The following is a 16,182-nucleotide window of genomic DNA, read 5'->3' on the forward strand; positions in this document are numbered from 1 at the left end:
TCTCAACGCGACCCGCTCGCCTCGCCGATCTCGTCCGCCCGCCCGGCAAACCGCAGCGCGAGACGATCGAACCAGAGGTAGATCACCGGTGTCGTGAACAGGGTCAGCAGCTGGCTCACCAGGAGGCCGCCGACGATCGAAATGCCGAGCGGATGCCGCAGCTCGGACCCCGCGCCGCTGCCGAGCATCAGCGGCAGCGCGCCGAGCACCGCAGCCATCGTCGTCATGATGATCGGCCGGAACCGCAGCAGGCAGGCCTGGTAGATCGCCTCCCGCGGCGGCTTGCCCTCGTTGCGCTCGGCATCGAGCGCGAAATCGATCATCATGATCGCGTTCTTCTTCACGATGCCGATCAGGAGGATGATGCCGATGATCGCGATGATGGTGAGATCCTGTCCGGCCATCATCAGCGCCAGCAGCGCGCCGATGCCGGCCGAGGGCAGCGTCGAGAGAATGGTCAAAGGATGGATGAAGCTCTCATAGAGCACGCCGAGCACGATATAGACCGTGATAATCGCGGCCAGGATCAGGAACAGCTGGTTGGACAGCGAGGACTGGAACGCCAGCGCCGCACCCTGGAAGCTCGTGATCATGCCGAGCGGCTGGTTGATGTCGAGCTGCGCCTGCTTGATCGCCGTCACCGCCCCGCCGAGCGAGGCGCCCGGGGCGAGATTGAACGAGACGGTCGCCGACGGGAACTGGCCGAGATGCGAGATCTGCAGCGGCGCGGTCTCCACCCGCATCTTGGCCATCACAGACAGCGGCACCGGCGTCGAGCCCACCGATGACGGCAAATAGATCGACGACAGCGAATCCAGCGAATTCTGCAGCGACGGATCGGCTTCCAGGATCACGCGGTACTGGTTCGAATTGGTGAAGACGGTCGAGACGATGCGCTGGCCGTAGGAATCGTACAGCGCGTTGTCGATCGTCGCCGGCGTGATGCCGAACCGCGCCGCCTGGTCGCGGTCGATGTCGACGAACACCGAGAGCCCCTGCGCCGAGATGTCGCTGGTGACGTCGCTGAGCTCGGGCAATTCCCGGAGCTTGTCGACCAGCTTCGGCGTCCATTCCGCAAGCTCGTTCGGATCGGCATCCTGCAGGATGAACTGGTACTGCGTCCGGCTCACCGTGCCTTCGATGGTGAGGTCCTGGACCGGCTGCATGTAGAGCGTGATCCCGGTCAGCGCCGCAGTGCTGGCCTTGATCCGGTCCATGATCGTCGAGACATTGGCCTTGCGCTGCTCATGCGGCTTCAGATTGATCAGGATGCGGCCGCTGTTCAGCGTGGTGTTGGTGCCGTCGACGCCGATGAACGACGACAGGCTCTGCACGTCCGGATCCTTCAGGATCGCGCTGGCGAGCCGCTGCTGCCGCTCGGCCATCGCCGCATAGGACACCGATTGCGGCGCCTCCGAGATCGCCTGGATCACGCCGGTGTCCTGCACCGGAAAGAAGCCCTTGGGGATGACGACATAGAGCAGCGCCGTCAGGCCAAAGGTGGCGAGCGCGATCATTAGCACGAAGGTCTGGCGATCCAGCACCCAGTTGAGCATCCGGGCGTAGATCGCGATCACGGCATCGAAGCCTTCGCGGCTGAGCCGCTGGAAGGTGTTCTCGCGCGCCATGGCCTCCGGCTTCAGCAGCTTCGCGCAGGCCATCGGCACCAGGGTCAGCGACACCACGGCGGAGATCAGGATCGTGACCGACAGCGTGATGGCGAATTCGCGGAACAGGCGGCCGACGACGTCGCCCATGAACAGCAGCGGGATCAGCACGGCGATCAGCGACACCGTCAGCGAGATGATGGTGAAGCCGATCTGCTCGGACCCTCGCAGCGCCGCCTCGAGCGGCGGCTCGCCCTCCTCGATGTAGCGCGAGATGTTCTCGATCACGACGATGGCGTCGTCGACCACGAAGCCGGTCGCGATCGTCAGCGCCATCAGCGACAGATTGTTCAGGCTGAAGCCGAACAGGTACATCGCGCCCAGCGTGCCGACCAGCGAGAGCGGCACCGACAGGCTCGGGATCAGCGTGGCGCGGGTCGAGCGCAGGAACACGAAGATGACAAGCACGACCAGGATCACGGCGAGTGACAGCTCGTATTCGACGTCGCGGACCGAGGCCCGGATCGTGACGGTGCGGTCGGTCAGGATATTGAGGTCGATCGCGGCCGGCAGCGTCGCCTGCAGCTGCGGCAGCAGGTCCTTGATGCCCTGCACCACCGAGATCACGTTGGCGCCGGGCTGGCGCTGGATGTTGAGAATGATCGCCGGCGTCTCGTTCATCCAGGCGCCGAGCTTGTCGTTCTGCGCGCCGTCGACGACGTTGCCGACATCGCTGAGGCGGACCGGCGAGCCGTTCTTGTAGGCGATGATCAGCGAGCGGTAATCGCTGGCACGGCGGATCTGGTCGTTCGCATTGATGGTGTAGGCGCGCATCGCGCCGTCGAAATTGCCCTTCGGCGTGTTGACGTTGGCATTGCCGAGCGTGGTGCGGAGATCGTCGATGTTGAGGCCGTAGGCCGCGAGCTTGCGGATGTCGGCCTGGATGCGCACCGCCGGCCGCTGGCCGCCGCTGATGCTGACGAGGCCGACGCCGGGCAGCTGCGAGATCTTCTGCGCCAGCCGCGTGTCGACGAAATCCTGCACCTGGGTCAGCGGCATGGTCTTCGAGGTCAGGCCGAGGGTCAGGATCGGCGCGTCGGCTGGATTGACCTTGGCGTAGATCGGCGGTGCCGGAAGGTCCGACGGCAAGAGATTGCCCGCGGCATTGATCGCGGCCTGCACCTCCTGCTCGGCGACGTCGAGCGAGATCGACAGGCCGAACTGCAGCGTGATCACGGACGAGCCCGCCGAGCTCACCGAGCTCATCTGGGTCAGATTCGGCATCTGGCCGAACTGCACCTCGAGCGGCGCCGTCACCGACGAGGTCATCACGTCGGGGCTCGCGCCCGGATAGAAGGTCTGCACCTGGATGGTCGGATAGTCGACCTCCGGCAGCGCCGCGACCGGGAGAAATCTGAACGCCAGCATGCCCGACAACATGATGGCGATCATCATCAGGGTCGTCGCCACCGGCCGCAGGATGAATGGCCGCGACGGGTTCATTTCTTCTGCCCGTCCTCGGACCGCTTGTGGTGGCCGCCTCCGGGATCAGCGCCGTCCTTGCTATCTCCCTTCGCCGCGCCACTCGCCGTCCCCTTGGCCGCAGCCCCCGGGTTCGCGGCGTCAGTGGCGGAACGCACGACCACCTTGGCGCCCTCGCGCAGCTTGTCGGCGCCGTCGATCACGATGCGATCGCCGGGCGCAAGCCCGGACAGCACCTCGACCCGGTCGCCGTCGGTGACGCCGAGCTTGACCGGCCGCACCGAGACCGTGCTGTCGGCGTTGACGAGATAGACGAAGGTGCCGGGGACGCCGCGCTGGATGCCGGCGGTCGACATCGTCGTCGCATCCTTGTGGGTATCGAGCAGCAGGCGGACGTTGACGAACTGATTCGGATAGAGCGTGCGCTTGTCGTTCTCGAACTGCGCGCGCAGCTTGATGGTGCCGGTGGTCGCATCGATCTGGCTGTCGAAGGTCTGCAACGATCCCTCGGCGAGCTTGTTGGCGCCGCTGCGGTCATAGGCCGCCGTCGGCAGCACCGCGCCCTCCTTCAACCGCTTTGCGACCGCCTGCAGATTGTCCTCCGGCAGCGTGAACAGCACGCTGATCGGCTCGAGCTGCGTGATCACGACGAGGCCGTTGGTGTCGCCGGGCGTCACATAGTTGCCGAGATCGACCTGGCGCAGTCCGACACGTCCGTTGATCGGCGACACGATATGACAATATTGCAAATTCACCTCGGCCGACTTCACCGAGGCGCGATCGGCTTCGACCGTGCCCTGGTACTGCGCGACCAGCGCGACCTGGGTGTCGAGCGTCTGATGCGGCACGGCGTTCTGCGCGGCGAGGTTCTGGTACCGGGTGAGATCGACCTGGGCGCCCTTCAGCTGCGCCTCGTCGCGGGCGAGCTGTCCCTTGGCCTGCGCCAGCGTCGCCTCATAGGGGCGCGAATCGATCTCGGCGATCAGGTCACCCTTCTTGACCTCATCGCCCTCCTTGAAATCGATCTTCATCAGATAGCCGCTGATCTGGCTCCTGATCGTCACGGTCGCGAGCGACGTCACGGTGCCGAGCGCATTCAGGCTGACGCCGATATCGCCCTTGCCGATCGTCTCCGGCACGATCGACATCGGCCCGGCGTTGCGCCCGCCACCGGCCTGCGGCGGCGCGGCCTGCTGCCGCGTCCACCAGACGATGCCGGCAAGCACCGCCAACACGAGACATCCCGTCAGAAACCCTCGCCAACGCGACCCTCGCCTGGTTCGCTCGGGCGCCACAATCGACGGGTCTTTGATCTGCTGGTCCATAACCTGCCCACGAAGAAACACGAATGAGCTCGCGCGGCTCTATGTGTCCCTGAACTCCGCGCGCGCCACATCCGACGAAGCATTTTGAAGGCTTCTGCCGGACAAAGCGCGTTAAGAATTGTAAAGGATAGCGGCGCTTCCCGGTCGGCCGCTGTCTCTCGCTGGATTGTGGCTATTTTACCCGATCATTTGTAACCAGGGCAACACGATCAGCAACAATCCGGCAAAGTAGATCAGGCCGAAAATCAGCCCGAATTTCCAGAAGTCGCCTTTGCCGATATAGCCGCTGCCGTAATACATCGGCGCCGGTCCCGTGGCATAAGGCGAGATCACGCCCATCAGGCCCAGCGAATAGACGCAGAGCAGCATCAGGGTCTGCACCGACAGGCCGGGAATACTGGAGCCGACGGCGAGCACCACCGGTAGCACGGCGGCGGTATGCGAGGTGATGCTCGAGAAGAAATAGTGGATCCAGAAGAAGAAGGTGACGAGCAGGATCATCCCGACCAGCGGTGACGTGCCGGAGAGCGGCTTGGCATAGCCCTCGGCCACCCATTTGATGAAGCCGATCTCGTTGAGGCCCGACGACAGCGTGAGCAGCGAGGTGAAATAGAAAAATACCTCCCACGCGCTCTTCTCCGCGACGATGTCCTCGAACGCGATCACGCCGGTCAGCAGCATCAGCGAGATCACGACGAACACGACGGTGGTCGCGTTGATGAAGTTCGAGCCGAGCAGCGGCACGCTGATATTGGGATTGGAGCCGCAGATCCACAGGAACATCGCGAGCACCACCAGCACCGCCATGATCCATTCGTGCCGCGACGGCGGCCCCATCTTGGCGAGTTCGCCCTCGCTCCAGGTCACGATCTCCGGGCTCTCCTTGATCTCGGGCCGGCAGACCAGGTAGCTGAGCAGCGGCACCAGCAGCAGCAAGAGGATGCCGAGCGGCGCGAAGCCGATGAACCATTGCGACCAGCCGACCTCGATGTTGACGAGCTTCTTGGCGATCGAGAGCGCGGCGGCATTCGGCGCCAGCGCGGTCAGGAACAGCGAGCTGGTGACGGCCGTGGTCGCGAACGCGGTCCACATCACGAAGGTGCCGATCTTGCCCGCGGTCGGGCCGGGCTCCGAGCCGTAGATGCGCGGGATGTTGCTGACGATCGGATAGATCGTGCCGCCCGAGCGCGCGGTGTTGGACGGCGTCGCCGGCGCCAGCACGAGATCGGAGAACGCCACCGCGTAGCCGAGCCCGATGGTGCGGCGGCCGAGGCCGCGCACCAGGAGCAGCGCCAGCCGGCGGCCCAGCCCGCTCTTGCGATAGCCGATCGAGAACACGAAGGCGCCGACGATCAGCCACACCGTGCTCTCGGAAAAGCCGCCGAGCATCCAGCGCAGCGACTTGTTCGGGTCGTGCTCGACATAGCCGCCGATGCCGGCGACCGTCAGGCCGATCAGACCGACCGCGCCGACCGGCATCGATTCAAGGATCAGCCCGGTGATCACGGCGGCGAACACCGCGAAATAGTGCCACTGATTGGCGTTCAGCCCCGACGGCACCGGGACCAGATAGATCACCAGCCAGACCAGCAACGGCGCAAACGTCCGCCACGACCGTTTCATGCAGCGTCCCCCTCACCTGTGTCGATTGTCGGGCGCGCAAGCCACCGTGTCCCGGCAGCGCCGCCATCTTTTTGTTGCAATCTAGCACGACCGCGCAGTCCGTCTCGGGAAACTGCGTCGGAACGGCGCGGCTTGTGGAGGAACCGGCGCGTTTCGTCAACACGTAGCGTCCCGGTGGCAGCCCCCATCGCAAGACCGCCCGCGCTTTGCTATCCTTGGCGCTATGACCTCACGCGACTCCGCCTCCTCCGAGATCACGCCCGAGGTGCTGTTGCGCGCCTATGCCTGCGGCATCTTCCCGATGGCGGAGAGCGCCGACGATCCGACCCTGTTCTGGGTCGAGCCGGAATTGCGCGGCGTGATTCCGTTCGACGGCTTCCGCGTCGCCTCCCGCCTGGCGCGCACCGTGCGCTCGGATGCCTTCACCGTCACCGTCGATACCGCGTTCAAGGCCGTGATCGCCGGTTGCGCGGCGCCACAGCCCGGCCGCGACGACACCTGGATCAACAAGCGCATCCGCGATCTCTATGTCGGGCTGTACGCGTCGGGCCATTGCCACAGCGTCGAGGTCTGGCAGGACGACAATCTGGTCGGCGGGCTCTACGGCGTCAGCCTCGGCCGCGCCTTCTTCGGCGAAAGCATGTTTCACACCACGCGCGACGCATCGAAGGTCGCGCTGGTGCATCTGGTGGCGCGGCTGATCGCGGGCGGGTTCGAACTGCTCGACACGCAATATGTGACGGAGCACCTGCGGACGTTCGGCGCGATCGAGATCTCGCGGCGCCGCTATCGCACGCTGCTCGACAAGGCGATCACGGGCGCGCCGGCGGATTTCCGCAAGCTCGACGCCACCCAGCCGGTCAAGGGCGCCGACGCGCTGGCGATCATCGCCGAGCGTAATTGAAATGACGCGTAGCCTGGATAAAGCGAAGCGCAATCCGGGGCGGTCTGTCCGCGCGAGAAGAACCCGGATTTCGCTAACGCTCCGTCCGGGCTACGCAGTGTCACCTAATTCCCGAACAATCCGCCGAACAACCCGCCCGGCCGCTGCTGTTGCTGGGGCGGCGGAGGTGGCGGCTGCTGCTGCTGGTATTGCGGCAGCGGCGGCGGACGCGGCGCGGCCTGCTTCTGCGGCGCGCGCTTCTGGGCCGGCGGCGGAGGCGGCGTCGGCGCCTTCGGCGGATCGGGCGCGGCGGTCACGATGGTCTGGTCCGGCCCTTTGCAGTCGGTCAGCCAGATGTCGTAGATCGGATGCTCGACGCCGTGCAGGCCGGGGCTCGCCGCGAACATCCAGCCCGAGAAGATCCGCTTCACCTCGCCCTGCAGCGTGATTTCGTCGACCTCGACAAAGGCGTCGGTGTTGGCGGCTTCCGTCGACGGCCTCGTGTAACAGGCATCGGTCTTCACCCGCAGCGCGCCGAACTGCACGGTCTCGCCGATATCCTCGTCGAAATTGATGATGCGTCCGGTGATCTTGTCGAGACCTGAGAAGCTCGCCTTCTTGTTGGTGATCTTGGTCGACGGCGGCTCCTGCACGACCTCGTCGCCCGGCTGCAACGCCGCAGGCGTCTGCGGCGGGGTGCCCTGCGGCGCGCCCTGGGGCGTCCCCTTGGGACGCTGCCCCGGCGGCAGCGGGTTGGTACCGGGCGGTGTGTTGGCAACGGCGGGACCGCCGGGTTGCGGCGGCTGCACGGCGACACCGGGCTGGGTGCCCTGCGGAGCCACCGTCGAGCCGGGCGGCGGCGCCAGCGGCTGCGACTGCACGCTGCCGGGCGGCGGCACCGCCTGGCCTGGCGGCAGCGCCCGCGGCTGTGTCGGCAGCAGCCGGCCGCGCGGCAGTTCCGGCACTTCCTCGTCGTCGTCGCTGGGAGGCGCCGCCTGACCACGCGGGATCGAGCCGGGCGGACGCGGCGCGGGATCGGAGAAAATCGTTCCGATCTGCGCGCGCGCGGGCGGCGCAAGCGAGATGGTTGAGGCGGCAACCAGGGCCGCAAAGCCAGTCAGGGCAACGGTTCGAAGCATCTCGCGCGGCTTTAAAGGGCGAATCGGGCTCGCGACAGTCTACCTTGATATCGGCCGCTCGCAGGCCACCGGTTAACACGCCGAATACGGCGGGGAAAGGGCACCCGGCCACCTCTCCCCGGTCCACGGGGCGGCCTTTGGCCAGCCTCTGGTCACTGCTGGGAACACGTGTGATAGTCCTCACGCTGAAGCCACGCCGCCACGCGTGAAAAACCAGGAAAATCCGGATCGAACCGGACCAGCCAGAGGAAACCCACCATGCCCGATCGCATCAGGCTCGACGGCCGGGTCGCCGTCGTCACCGGGGCTGCCGGCGTCATCGGAACCGCCACGCTCCAACTGCTCGCCGAACGGGGGGCGCGGATTGTCGCAGTCGACCGCAAGGGGGCCGATCTCAAAGCCGCCATCAAGGACCTGCCCGCCTCGGCCGAGGCCCTCGCAATCGAGGCCGACGTCACCGACGAGGACGAGGTCAAGGACTATGTCCGCGCCGCCGTCGACCGCTTCGGCACCATCGATGTTTTCTACAACAACGCCGGCGTCGAGGGCGACATCAAGCCGATCCCCGAATATTCGCTGGAGAGCTTCCGCCGGGTGCTCGACGTCAATGTCGTCGGCGTCTTCCTCGGCATGAAGCATGTGCTGCCTGTCATGCTGAAGCAGAACCAGGGCAGCATCATCAACACCGCCTCGATCGCCGGCCTGATGGGATCACCGATGATCGCGGTCTACAGCGCGAGCAAGCACGCGGTGATCGGGCTGACCAAGAGCGCGGCCTGGGAATGCACCGGCACCGGCGTGCGGGTCAATTGCGTCTGTCCCGGCATGATCGAGAGCCGGATGCTGAGCACGATCCTGCAGGGCCGCTCCGGCGGCAACGCGCCGCCGCCGATCGAGAAGATCGTCGATCGCATCCCGGCGCGCCGGCTTGGCCTCGCAAGCGAGGTCGCCTCCATCGTCGCTTTTCTCGCCTCCGACGAGGCGAGCTACGTCTCCGGCTCCGCCTACACCGTCGATGGCGGCCGCACCGCTGCCTGACATTCAGTTCAGCATCACAAGAAGGTTTTGTTGTCTATGCCCGTCGTTCTCGATCCCGATGCCGCTGCCGTCTACAAGGCGTTCCAGGAGGCCGGCCGTCCCGCCTATGAGACGCTGACCGCGCCGGAAGCGCGCGACTATTACCGAGCCGCCCGCGTCGTCTCCAATCCCGAGCCGCCCGCGCTGGAATCGAGCAAGCCGCTCGCGATCCCGGCGCCGCACGGCGCCATCCCTGCCCGCATCTACACGCCGAACACGTTGCGCACGAAAGACGGGCTCGCGCCATGCCTGGTGTTCTTCCACGGCGGCGGCTGGGTGATCGGCGATCTCGATACCCATGAGGTGGTTTGCCAGAAGCTTGCCCATGAGGGCGAGCTGATCGTGATCTCGATCGACTATCGCCTGGCGCCCGAGCATCGTTTCCCTGCCGCGGTGGACGACGCCGTCACCGCGACCCGATGGGTCGCCGCCAATGCCAGGGATCTCGGCATCGACGCCGCGCGCCTGACCGTCGGCGGCGACAGCGCCGGCGGCAACCTCGCGGCGGTGGTGGCCCTCACCTCCCGCGACGGCGGACCGAAGCTCGCCGCCCAGCTGTTGATCTATCCCGCGACCGATTTCTCGCGGAAGCATCCCTCGCACAGTGAGCCCGAGACCAGCATCCTCTTGACGCATTCGGTGATCGGCTGGTTCGCCAACCATTATCTCGGCGACGCCGACAGCAACGACTGGCGCGCCTCGCCGGCGCGCGCAAACGACTTTGCCGGATTGCCGCCGGCCTATGTGCTGACCGCCGGCGCCGATCCGCTGCGCGACGAAGGCGACGAGTATGCGAAATTCCTTGAGGACGCCGGCGTGCCGGTGACCTACCGGCATTTTCCCGGCCAGTTCCACGGCTTCTTCACCATGGGCAAGCTGCTCAATCAGGCGAATGTCGCGGTGACCGAGATCAGCGCCTGGCTGAAGACGCTCGGCTGAGCGATCAGATCAGCGGCGACGTGCCTGGCATCGTCCCCGCTCGAGGCTCGCGAGCGCATCGCGAGCCTGTTGCGGCATTAGCGCGCCTTGAAGTTCCGCACGACGCGCGATAGTGCGGCCGTCAGCGCTTTCACGCCGCCGGGCACTCCAGCCATCGAGATCGTCTTGCTCACGCCACTCCTCGTCTACGGTATCCCGCTCGATTTCATCCTGTTCGCGCTGACGCTGCTCGGCGTCGCGATCTTCCATCACCACACGCTCGCGGTGGCGCTGACGGGCCTTGCCGCGATCGTCGCCTACAAGCTGCTGTTCGCGGGCTTCGCGAAATTCGGCGCGGGCCTGCCCGGTCTCGCGCATCACATGGAGCATGAGTGGGTCACGCTCGCCAACCTGTTCCTGCTCCTGATGGGCTTTGCGCTGCTGTCGCGCCACTTCGAGGAGAGCCGCATTCCCGACGAGATGCCGGCGCTGCTGCCCGATGACTGGAAGGGCGGACTGATCCTGCTGGTCATCGTGTTCGTGCTGTCGGGCTTCCTCGACAATATCGCGGCCGCGCTGATCGGCGGCACCGTGGCCCGTCACGTGTTCCGAGGCCGTGTGCATATCGGCTATCTCGCGGCCATCGTCGCCGCATCGAATGCCGGCGGCGCCGGCAGCGTCGTCGGCGACACCACGACGACGATGATGTGGATCGACGGCATCAGCCCACTCACCGTAGTGGAGGCATATCTCGCAGCTATCGTCGCGATGCTGGTGTTTGCGGTGCCGGCCTCGCTGCAACAGCACCGCTTTTCCCCGATCGTGAAGGACGCACCGTCCGGCCTCAGAATCGACTGGGCGCGGGTTGCGATCGTGGCCGTGATCCTGCTCGCCGCGCTGACCGCCAATGTGATGGCCAAGCTGAGGTTCCCCGCGCTGCTCGATGCGCTGCCCGTGCTCGGGCTCGCGGTCTGGGCCGCGATCCTGGTCACCTCAGCGCTGCGGCGGCCGGACTGGTCGGTGATGCCCGAGACGCTGAAGGGCACCGTCTTCCTGCTCGCGCTGGTGACGGCGGCCTCGATGATGCCGGTGGAGAAATTGCCCGCCGCGTCGTGGCAGACCGCGCTCGGGCTCGGCTTCGTCTCGGCGGTGTTCGACAACATTCCCCTGACCGCGCTGGCGTTGAAGCAAGGCGGCTATGACTGGGGCTTTCTTGCCTATGCGGTCGGATTCGGCGGATCGATGGTCTGGTTCGGCTCGTCGGCAGGCGTTGCCGTGTCCAACATGTATCCGGAAGCCAAATCGGTGGTCCGCTGGATCACTCAGGGCTGGCCGATCATGGCGGCCTATGTCGTCGGCTTCTTCGTGATGCTGGCACTGCTTGGCTGGCACCCCGACGCGCCACATTGACGCAACACGATGCTGCAGTGCACAATTGCGTTCACCTCAAAACTGTGGAAAATCGAGACAAATCCGTTGACATTGCTAAACTCCATTCGCCGTAACAACTTATGGAGAGTTCGCATGAGTGTTAGTGCAGAGGTCCTCGCCCGCGCTCCGTCGGAGCAGATGGAGGACGAAATCAACACGGTGACTTCGCATCGACCACGCAGCAACATCCGGCCCCTCTCGCCGATGCCGGACTATGTCGAGCATCGCAACGGCGTCAACGAGGTGGGCAAGCTGTCGGCCGAGGCGGTCGTGCGCGAATACGAAGCGGCGGTGAAGGAAATCGAGGCCCTTGGATCGGAACTGCAACTGGCCGCCAAGAACTGCGAGGTCATGGTCGCAGGCGTCCATGACATGATCGCCGAGATCAAGGAGTTCGCTGCCGGTTACCGCGATCAGGGCAAGCGTTTCTTCCTGCAGATCGAAGCCGTCTCGTTGATGACCGCGGAGGTCAGGGATACCTGCGAAGCACTCAAGAAGAAGATCGCAACCGATACATTGAGCCAGTGATTTTTCGGTTGAAGCACGTTTCGTGATCAGCGCATCCGTGGATCTCTGCGATCGTGGGCTGATCCTGTATTGGCGAATGACTGCGCTATTCCGGCGCGGCAGAACCGTTAGTTCTATTCAAGACCAGGTCGCTCAAGACTAAGTCGCTCGTTCAACATCTTGCCCCGCTTCGGCGGGGCTTTTTTATTGCGAGACGAGTGATCTCTACCCGGGTCGCGTCCTCGACCGGGCCGGACCTCCGTCCATGACCTTAACGCGCGTCAGTTGCACGCCCGGCCGTGACCGTCGCCGGAGACAAGTCGGATAACGCGGACCAGCGGTCGCTGAAATCCCTGGCCGGGAGCGAGTCCGTGCCGGCGACGACGGTGCCGTCGGTCCGGGGCGCGTGCGACTTGATGGTCGCGGCGGTTGCGGTGACAGCCAGCAGGGCGACAGCCACGAACCCGGTAATCGTTCGATGCTTTGTCATTAGAACCTCCTCGGGTCCCCAATGCCCACTTAACGTGGGTCACGGGAACCCTCGCCAGGTTCATCGCTGCAAAGACGGCGTGGATGGCGTGAAATCGGACAACGAGCTTGTCCCAAATGCGCCTACCCCGCCCGCGCGGCACGCCGCAGCGATTGCGGCGGCTGGCCGAAGGCGCGGATGAAGGCGCGGCGCATACGCTCGGGATCGCGGAAGCCGGTGATCTCGGCGACGCGCTCGATCGCCTCGCCCGACGACTGCACGCGCTGCCGCGCGACTTCGATCCTCAGCCGCTCCACCGCTTTCGACGGCGTCGTGCCGGTCTCCGCGATGAAGGCGCGGGTGAAATGCCGCGAACTCATCCCGGCCTTGTCGGCGAGGTCCTCGACCGTCAGCGGCGCATCGAGATGCTCGCGCGCCCAGGCGAGCAGCGGCCCGAACCTTCCGTTCGGCGTCTTCAACTCCAGCAGCGAGGAAAACTGCGACTGCCCGCCGCTGCGCCGATGGTACAGCACGAGCTGCCGCGCGGTGTTCTGCGCGACCTCGTCGCCATAATCCTCGGTGATCATCGCGAGCGCGAGGTCGATGCCGGCGGTGATGCCGGCCGAACTCCAGATGTTGCCGTCGCGGACGAAGATCTGGTCCGGCTCGAGCTTGATCTTCGGATAGGTCTTCACGAAATGCGGCGTGCGCTGCCAATGCGTGGTGGCGCGGCGGCCGTCGAGCAGGCCCGCCTCGGCCAGCACATAGGCGCCCGAGCAGACGCTGGCGACGCGAATGCCGCGGCCCGCCATCCGCCGCACGAATGACAGCGTGGCCGGACAGGTCGCCGGCGTGCGCACGCCGTTGCCGCCCGCAATGATCAGCGTCGTGATCGCCGTCGACGGCTTGAAGCCGCGCGCGAGCATCTCGACGCCGGACGAAGAGCGCACCGGCCCAGCCTTCACGGCAATCGTCCTGATATCAGGCGCGTTGTTGGCGAAGCGCGCCGCGATCTCGAAGGCCGCGATCGGGCCGGCCGCGTCGAGCAGCTGGAAGTCGGGAAAGATAAGGATGCCGATCATCGCCAAATCCTCGCAGGTGACGTTACTTTCCTGGCGGCTCTCTCTCGGGGGCCTTGCGTCTCTCAGGAGCCTTGTCTCAGGAGCCTTGCATCTCTCGGGAGCTCTGCGTCCGAAAATGAGGGAAATACGCCATTTTGGACGGGAGGCCATCATGACATCGTGGTTCCGTCAAGCGCTATTTGGAGGCCCCGATGACCGAACCCCTGCAGATTGGATTGCTCGTCTTCCCGAAGGTGACCCAGCTCGACCTGACCGGTCCGCTGCAGGTGTTCTCCTCGGTCCCCGGCGCCAAGGTGCACCTGATCTGGAAACGCATCGAACCCGTTCCGACCGATTCCGTCATGGTCCTGACGCCGACCACGACCTTTGCCGATTGCCCGCAGCTCGACGTGATCTGCGTGCCCGGCGGCTTGGGCACCGACGACATGGTCGGTGACCAGGACATGCTGGCCTTCCTGCGCAGGCAGGCCGAGCGAGCGAAATACGTCACGTCGGTCTGCACGGGATCGCTGGTGCTCGGCGCGGCCGGCCTGCTCAAGGGCTATCGCGCCACCACGCATTGGAGCGCGATTGATTTCCTTTCGAGCTTCGGAGCCATCCCGACCAGGACGCGCGTCTGCGTCGACCGTAACCGCTTCACCGGCGGCGGCGTCACCGCGGGCATCGACTTCGCGCTGACGCTGGTGTCGCAGCTCGTCGACCGCAAGACAGCGGAAGCGATCCAGCTCAGGCTCGAATACAACCCGGCCCCGCCGTTCAACGCGGGCTCGCCGGATACCGCACCGGCCGAGATCCTCGCCTTCATGAAAGAGCGGATCGCGCCGTCGCAGGCGCGCCGTGCCGACTTGATGGGCCGTGCAGCGGCGCGGCTCGCCCAAGCCGTGTCCTGATAGTTCCACGCGACAATTGCTGTCGTTCCCCGAGGGCCGCGCCTCAGGGGGCAATGGGCTCCAATCCTTTGCCCCGCATGGCGGCGGCAGACGCCGGCGAGCGCAGGAACGCAATCAATGGCCCGGCAGCGTTCGGCTCGCTGGCGTCGGCGCTGATGCCGACGCTGAAGGTGGTGTAGTTCTGCAGCTCGTCCGGAAGCATTCCCGCAAGGGCGACACCCTCGACCCCGATGATTCGGCACGGTAATCACTGTTAGCTCCTAGCTCCGCTTCGCCGCGAGCGACAGCCTCTACCGGGCTCCGCCCTGCTACGGACAGGAGCTTCGGCCTCACCTCGCCCTCGATTCGGAGGCGCTTGAGCAGATGAAGAAAATAGCTCCCGCTCGCGCTGTCGCAAGCTGACGCTTTCAGAGCTCGTCGACGCACCGTGGATCCTGTCGACGCTGGAAGCAGAATCCGGATCGCCCTTCGTCGAAGCATTCCGTGCCGCGAAGCTGACGATCCCCACCGCAACGGTCTTCAGCAACTCGTTACACCTGCGCATCAGCCTGCTCGCCACCGGACGCTATCTCACGCTCGTTCCAGGCTCGGCGCTGCGGTTCGGCCCCGGCGCCGGTCTGCTGAAGGCATTGCCCGTCACGTTGCCGCGGTGGCATCTGCCGACAGCAATTTTCACCCTGAAGGGCCGGATGCTGAGCCCCGTCGCGCAAGTGTTCGCGGACTGCGTTCGCGACGTTGCGAGGCCGCTGACCCAAAACAAGCGAGCGCTTTGACGCTTTCAGCGGCCCTGCGACAGAAAAAGGCCGCCCGGTTTCCCGAGCGGCCCTTCCTGTCTCACGGTAGCCTCACATTTGCGGGCGATTTCAGGACATCTGTACCGGGGGCCTATCTCCCGGCCGCATCCAACTCGGAGGCCGCTGCTCATCGGGACAGTCGCGATCTGGAGCCCGATCCGACGCGATGGTTTCCCATCTCCGTAAGATGGCTCCATTGAGCCGCGAACCCGCCCGCGGCGCAAGCGGGCAACAGTGGCTGCCGCCGACCTGTCCCCGCTGTTACCGTTGTCCACAGGCACGCACGCGCGTGCCACGGGCGCGCGTGCCATGCACGCGCGCTCTTAGGCGCCTGCACGGCGCCGACAACCCTGCGTGAAGCTCAGCTCCCCGGCGTCCAGGCGTGATAGTCGCCGGTTGCCTTGGGGCGGCGGCCGCTCGCCAGCGTCGAGCCGGACGGACGGTAGGCCTGCGCGGTGCCGGTCAGGTTCGGCAGATGCGGCTTCTCCCATTCCCGCGCCTGGTAGTTCTGCTCGGTCGGGGGCACATCGACGGTGTGATGCAGCCAGCCGTGCCAGCCGGCCGGAATGCGCGAGGCTTCGGCGTAGCCGTTGTAGACCACCCAGCGGCGCTCGAAATGCAGCGTCGGATCGACCTCACCGCCCTTGGTGCGGTAATAGCGGTTGCCCTGCTCGTCCTCGCCGACCAGTTCGCCGAATCGCGAGGTCCACAATTGCGTGCCAAAGGTCTGGCCATTCCACCAGGTGAAGAATTTCAGCAGGAATTGTTTCATGCGTGGCCGGTCGTCGGTTCGAGGCTATGCGGCTCTGATGCCACCTCATTCCCGAAATGTCCAGCCGCCGCCAAGGTAGCCCCGCACCCCTCGGACAGCCCCCGGTTTATGCGCCGGTTTGGCGACCAAATGACGCGCTCACGAGGAGTTTTGTTCAGCTGCCATACATGAGCCGCCGGCTAC

15 protein-coding genes are annotated in these 16,182 nt (G+C 65.5%); 7 read left to right on the plus strand and 8 right to left on the minus strand.

Annotation, left to right across the window (positions count from 1 at the left end):
* Positions 1–2: 2 nt before the first annotated feature.
* The 3 genes from E2I15_RS08275 to E2I15_RS08285 form a co-directional block, all read right to left on the minus strand.
* Entirely contained in the window at positions 3–3,110 is a 3,108-nt protein-coding gene (locus tag E2I15_RS08275; protein ID WP_137483493.1) for an MdtB/MuxB family multidrug efflux RND transporter permease subunit, read from the minus strand.
* Positions 3,107–4,414, minus strand: a complete 1,308-nt coding sequence (locus E2I15_RS08280) for an MdtA/MuxA family multidrug efflux RND transporter periplasmic adaptor subunit (RefSeq protein ID WP_210241923.1) — start codon at positions 4,412–4,414, stop codon at positions 3,107–3,109. The genes E2I15_RS08275 and E2I15_RS08280 overlap by 4 nt, the downstream gene beginning before the upstream one ends.
* Positions 4,415–4,591: 177 nt before the next feature.
* Positions 4,592–6,037 carry a DASS family sodium-coupled anion symporter gene (locus E2I15_RS08285; RefSeq protein ID WP_137483495.1) on the minus strand — a complete coding sequence of 482 codons (1,446 nt, stop codon included), beginning with the start codon at positions 6,035–6,037 and terminating at the stop codon, positions 4,592–4,594.
* A gap of 223 nt (positions 6,038–6,260) precedes the next feature.
* On the opposite strand from E2I15_RS08285, the gene aat reads away from it, so the two are divergent.
* A complete protein-coding gene (gene aat, locus E2I15_RS08290) occupies positions 6,261–6,941 on the plus strand; it encodes a leucyl/phenylalanyl-tRNA--protein transferase (protein WP_016846432.1) in 681 nt (226 codons plus the stop codon).
* 104 nt (positions 6,942–7,045) lie between these two features.
* On the opposite strand, the gene E2I15_RS08295 is transcribed toward aat, so the two are convergent.
* Positions 7,046–8,059, minus strand: a complete 1,014-nt coding sequence (locus tag E2I15_RS08295; RefSeq protein WP_137483496.1) for a DUF2155 domain-containing protein — start codon at positions 8,057–8,059, stop codon at positions 7,046–7,048.
* Between the two features lie 258 nt (positions 8,060–8,317).
* Between E2I15_RS08295 and E2I15_RS08300 the strand changes: the two genes are divergently transcribed.
* The 4 genes from E2I15_RS08300 (at position 8,318) to E2I15_RS08315 (ending at position 12,013) form a co-directional block, all read left to right on the plus strand.
* Complete coding sequence (locus E2I15_RS08300) at positions 8,318–9,097, plus strand: SDR family NAD(P)-dependent oxidoreductase (RefSeq protein ID WP_137483497.1); 780 nt, start codon at positions 8,318–8,320, stop codon at positions 9,095–9,097.
* Between the two features lie 36 nt (positions 9,098–9,133).
* Positions 9,134–10,075, plus strand: a complete 942-nt coding sequence (gene lipP1, locus E2I15_RS08305) for a LipP1 family hormone-sensitive lipase (RefSeq protein WP_137483514.1) — start codon at positions 9,134–9,136, stop codon at positions 10,073–10,075.
* A gap of 165 nt (positions 10,076–10,240) precedes the next feature.
* On the plus strand, positions 10,241–11,464 hold the full coding sequence (locus E2I15_RS08310; RefSeq protein WP_137483498.1) for an SLC13 family permease: 1,224 nt from the start codon (positions 10,241–10,243) through the stop codon (positions 11,462–11,464).
* A 114-nt stretch (positions 11,465–11,578) separates the two neighbouring features.
* The gene (locus E2I15_RS08315; protein WP_063616696.1) at positions 11,579–12,013 is read left to right on the plus strand and encodes a hypothetical protein; all 435 of its coding nucleotides are present in this window, start codon (positions 11,579–11,581) and stop codon (positions 12,011–12,013) included.
* A 250-nt stretch (positions 12,014–12,263) separates the two neighbouring features.
* Here E2I15_RS08315 and E2I15_RS08320 read toward each other — a convergent pair whose 3' ends face one another.
* Together E2I15_RS08320 and E2I15_RS08325 are read right to left on the minus strand one after the other, a co-directional pair.
* A complete protein-coding gene (locus tag E2I15_RS08320) occupies positions 12,264–12,482 on the minus strand; it encodes a hypothetical protein (RefSeq protein ID WP_137483499.1) in 219 nt (72 codons plus the stop codon).
* Positions 12,483–12,604: 122 nt separating this feature from the next.
* Positions 12,605–13,543 (minus strand): GlxA family transcriptional regulator, encoded by a 939-nt coding sequence (locus tag E2I15_RS08325; RefSeq protein ID WP_137483500.1) that lies wholly within the window; start codon positions 13,541–13,543, stop codon positions 12,605–12,607.
* A 191-nt stretch (positions 13,544–13,734) separates the two neighbouring features.
* Between E2I15_RS08325 and E2I15_RS08330 the strand changes: the two genes are divergently transcribed.
* Complete coding sequence (locus tag E2I15_RS08330) at positions 13,735–14,433, plus strand: DJ-1/PfpI family protein (protein WP_137483501.1); 699 nt, start codon at positions 13,735–13,737, stop codon at positions 14,431–14,433.
* A 43-nt stretch (positions 14,434–14,476) separates the two neighbouring features.
* On the opposite strand, the gene E2I15_RS39810 is transcribed toward E2I15_RS08330, so the two are convergent.
* Positions 14,477–14,635, minus strand: coding sequence for a substrate-binding domain-containing protein (locus E2I15_RS39810; protein ID WP_210241924.1), 159 nt, complete (start codon positions 14,633–14,635; stop codon positions 14,477–14,479).
* A 196-nt stretch (positions 14,636–14,831) separates the two neighbouring features.
* On the opposite strand from E2I15_RS39810, the gene E2I15_RS39815 reads away from it, so the two are divergent.
* Positions 14,832–15,206: a LysR substrate-binding domain-containing protein gene (locus tag E2I15_RS39815; protein ID WP_137483515.1), complete on the plus strand. Its 375-nt coding sequence runs from the start codon at positions 14,832–14,834 to the stop codon at positions 15,204–15,206.
* A 382-nt stretch (positions 15,207–15,588) separates the two neighbouring features.
* Here the strand turns inward: E2I15_RS39815 and E2I15_RS08340 are convergent, their stop codons facing one another.
* The gene (locus tag E2I15_RS08340; protein ID WP_018271393.1) at positions 15,589–15,999 is read right to left on the minus strand and encodes an NADH:ubiquinone oxidoreductase subunit NDUFA12; all 411 of its coding nucleotides are present in this window, start codon (positions 15,997–15,999) and stop codon (positions 15,589–15,591) included.
* Positions 16,000–16,182 lie beyond the last annotated feature (183 nt).

The organism is Bradyrhizobium sp. BR2003 (genome assembly GCF_009720285.1).
In the GTDB taxonomy this organism is placed as follows: Bacteria; Pseudomonadota; Alphaproteobacteria; order Rhizobiales; family Xanthobacteraceae; genus Bradyrhizobium; species Bradyrhizobium elkanii.

Bases quoted from the DNA above. Each gene is read 5' to 3' on its own strand.
- E2I15_RS08275 (WP_137483493.1), bottom strand. From the start codon at position 3,110: ATGAACCCGTCGCGGCCATTCATCCTGCGGCCGGTGGCGACGACCCTG.
- E2I15_RS08280 (WP_210241923.1), bottom strand. From the start codon at position 4,414: ATGGACCAGCAGATCAAAGACCCGTCGATTGTGGCGCCCGAGCGAACC.
- E2I15_RS08285 (WP_137483495.1), bottom strand. From the start codon at position 6,037: ATGAAACGGTCGTGGCGGACGTTTGCGCCGTTGCTGGTCTGGCTGGTG.
- aat (WP_016846432.1), top strand. From the start codon at position 6,261: ATGACCTCACGCGACTCCGCCTCCTCCGAGATCACGCCCGAGGTGCTG.
- E2I15_RS08295 (WP_137483496.1), bottom strand. From the start codon at position 8,059: ATGCTTCGAACCGTTGCCCTGACTGGCTTTGCGGCCCTGGTTGCCGCC.
- E2I15_RS08300 (WP_137483497.1), top strand. From the start codon at position 8,318: ATGCCCGATCGCATCAGGCTCGACGGCCGGGTCGCCGTCGTCACCGGG.
- lipP1 (WP_137483514.1), top strand. From the start codon at position 9,134: ATGCCCGTCGTTCTCGATCCCGATGCCGCTGCCGTCTACAAGGCGTTC.
- E2I15_RS08315 (WP_063616696.1), top strand. From the start codon at position 11,579: ATGAGTGTTAGTGCAGAGGTCCTCGCCCGCGCTCCGTCGGAGCAGATG.
- E2I15_RS08320 (WP_137483499.1), bottom strand. From the start codon at position 12,482: ATGACAAAGCATCGAACGATTACCGGGTTCGTGGCTGTCGCCCTGCTG.
- E2I15_RS08325 (WP_137483500.1), bottom strand. From the start codon at position 13,543: ATGATCGGCATCCTTATCTTTCCCGACTTCCAGCTGCTCGACGCGGCC.
- E2I15_RS08330 (WP_137483501.1), top strand. From the start codon at position 13,735: ATGACCGAACCCCTGCAGATTGGATTGCTCGTCTTCCCGAAGGTGACC.
- E2I15_RS39810 (WP_210241924.1), bottom strand. From the start codon at position 14,635: ATGCTTCCGGACGAGCTGCAGAACTACACCACCTTCAGCGTCGGCATC.
- E2I15_RS08340 (WP_018271393.1), bottom strand. From the start codon at position 15,999: ATGAAACAATTCCTGCTGAAATTCTTCACCTGGTGGAATGGCCAGACC.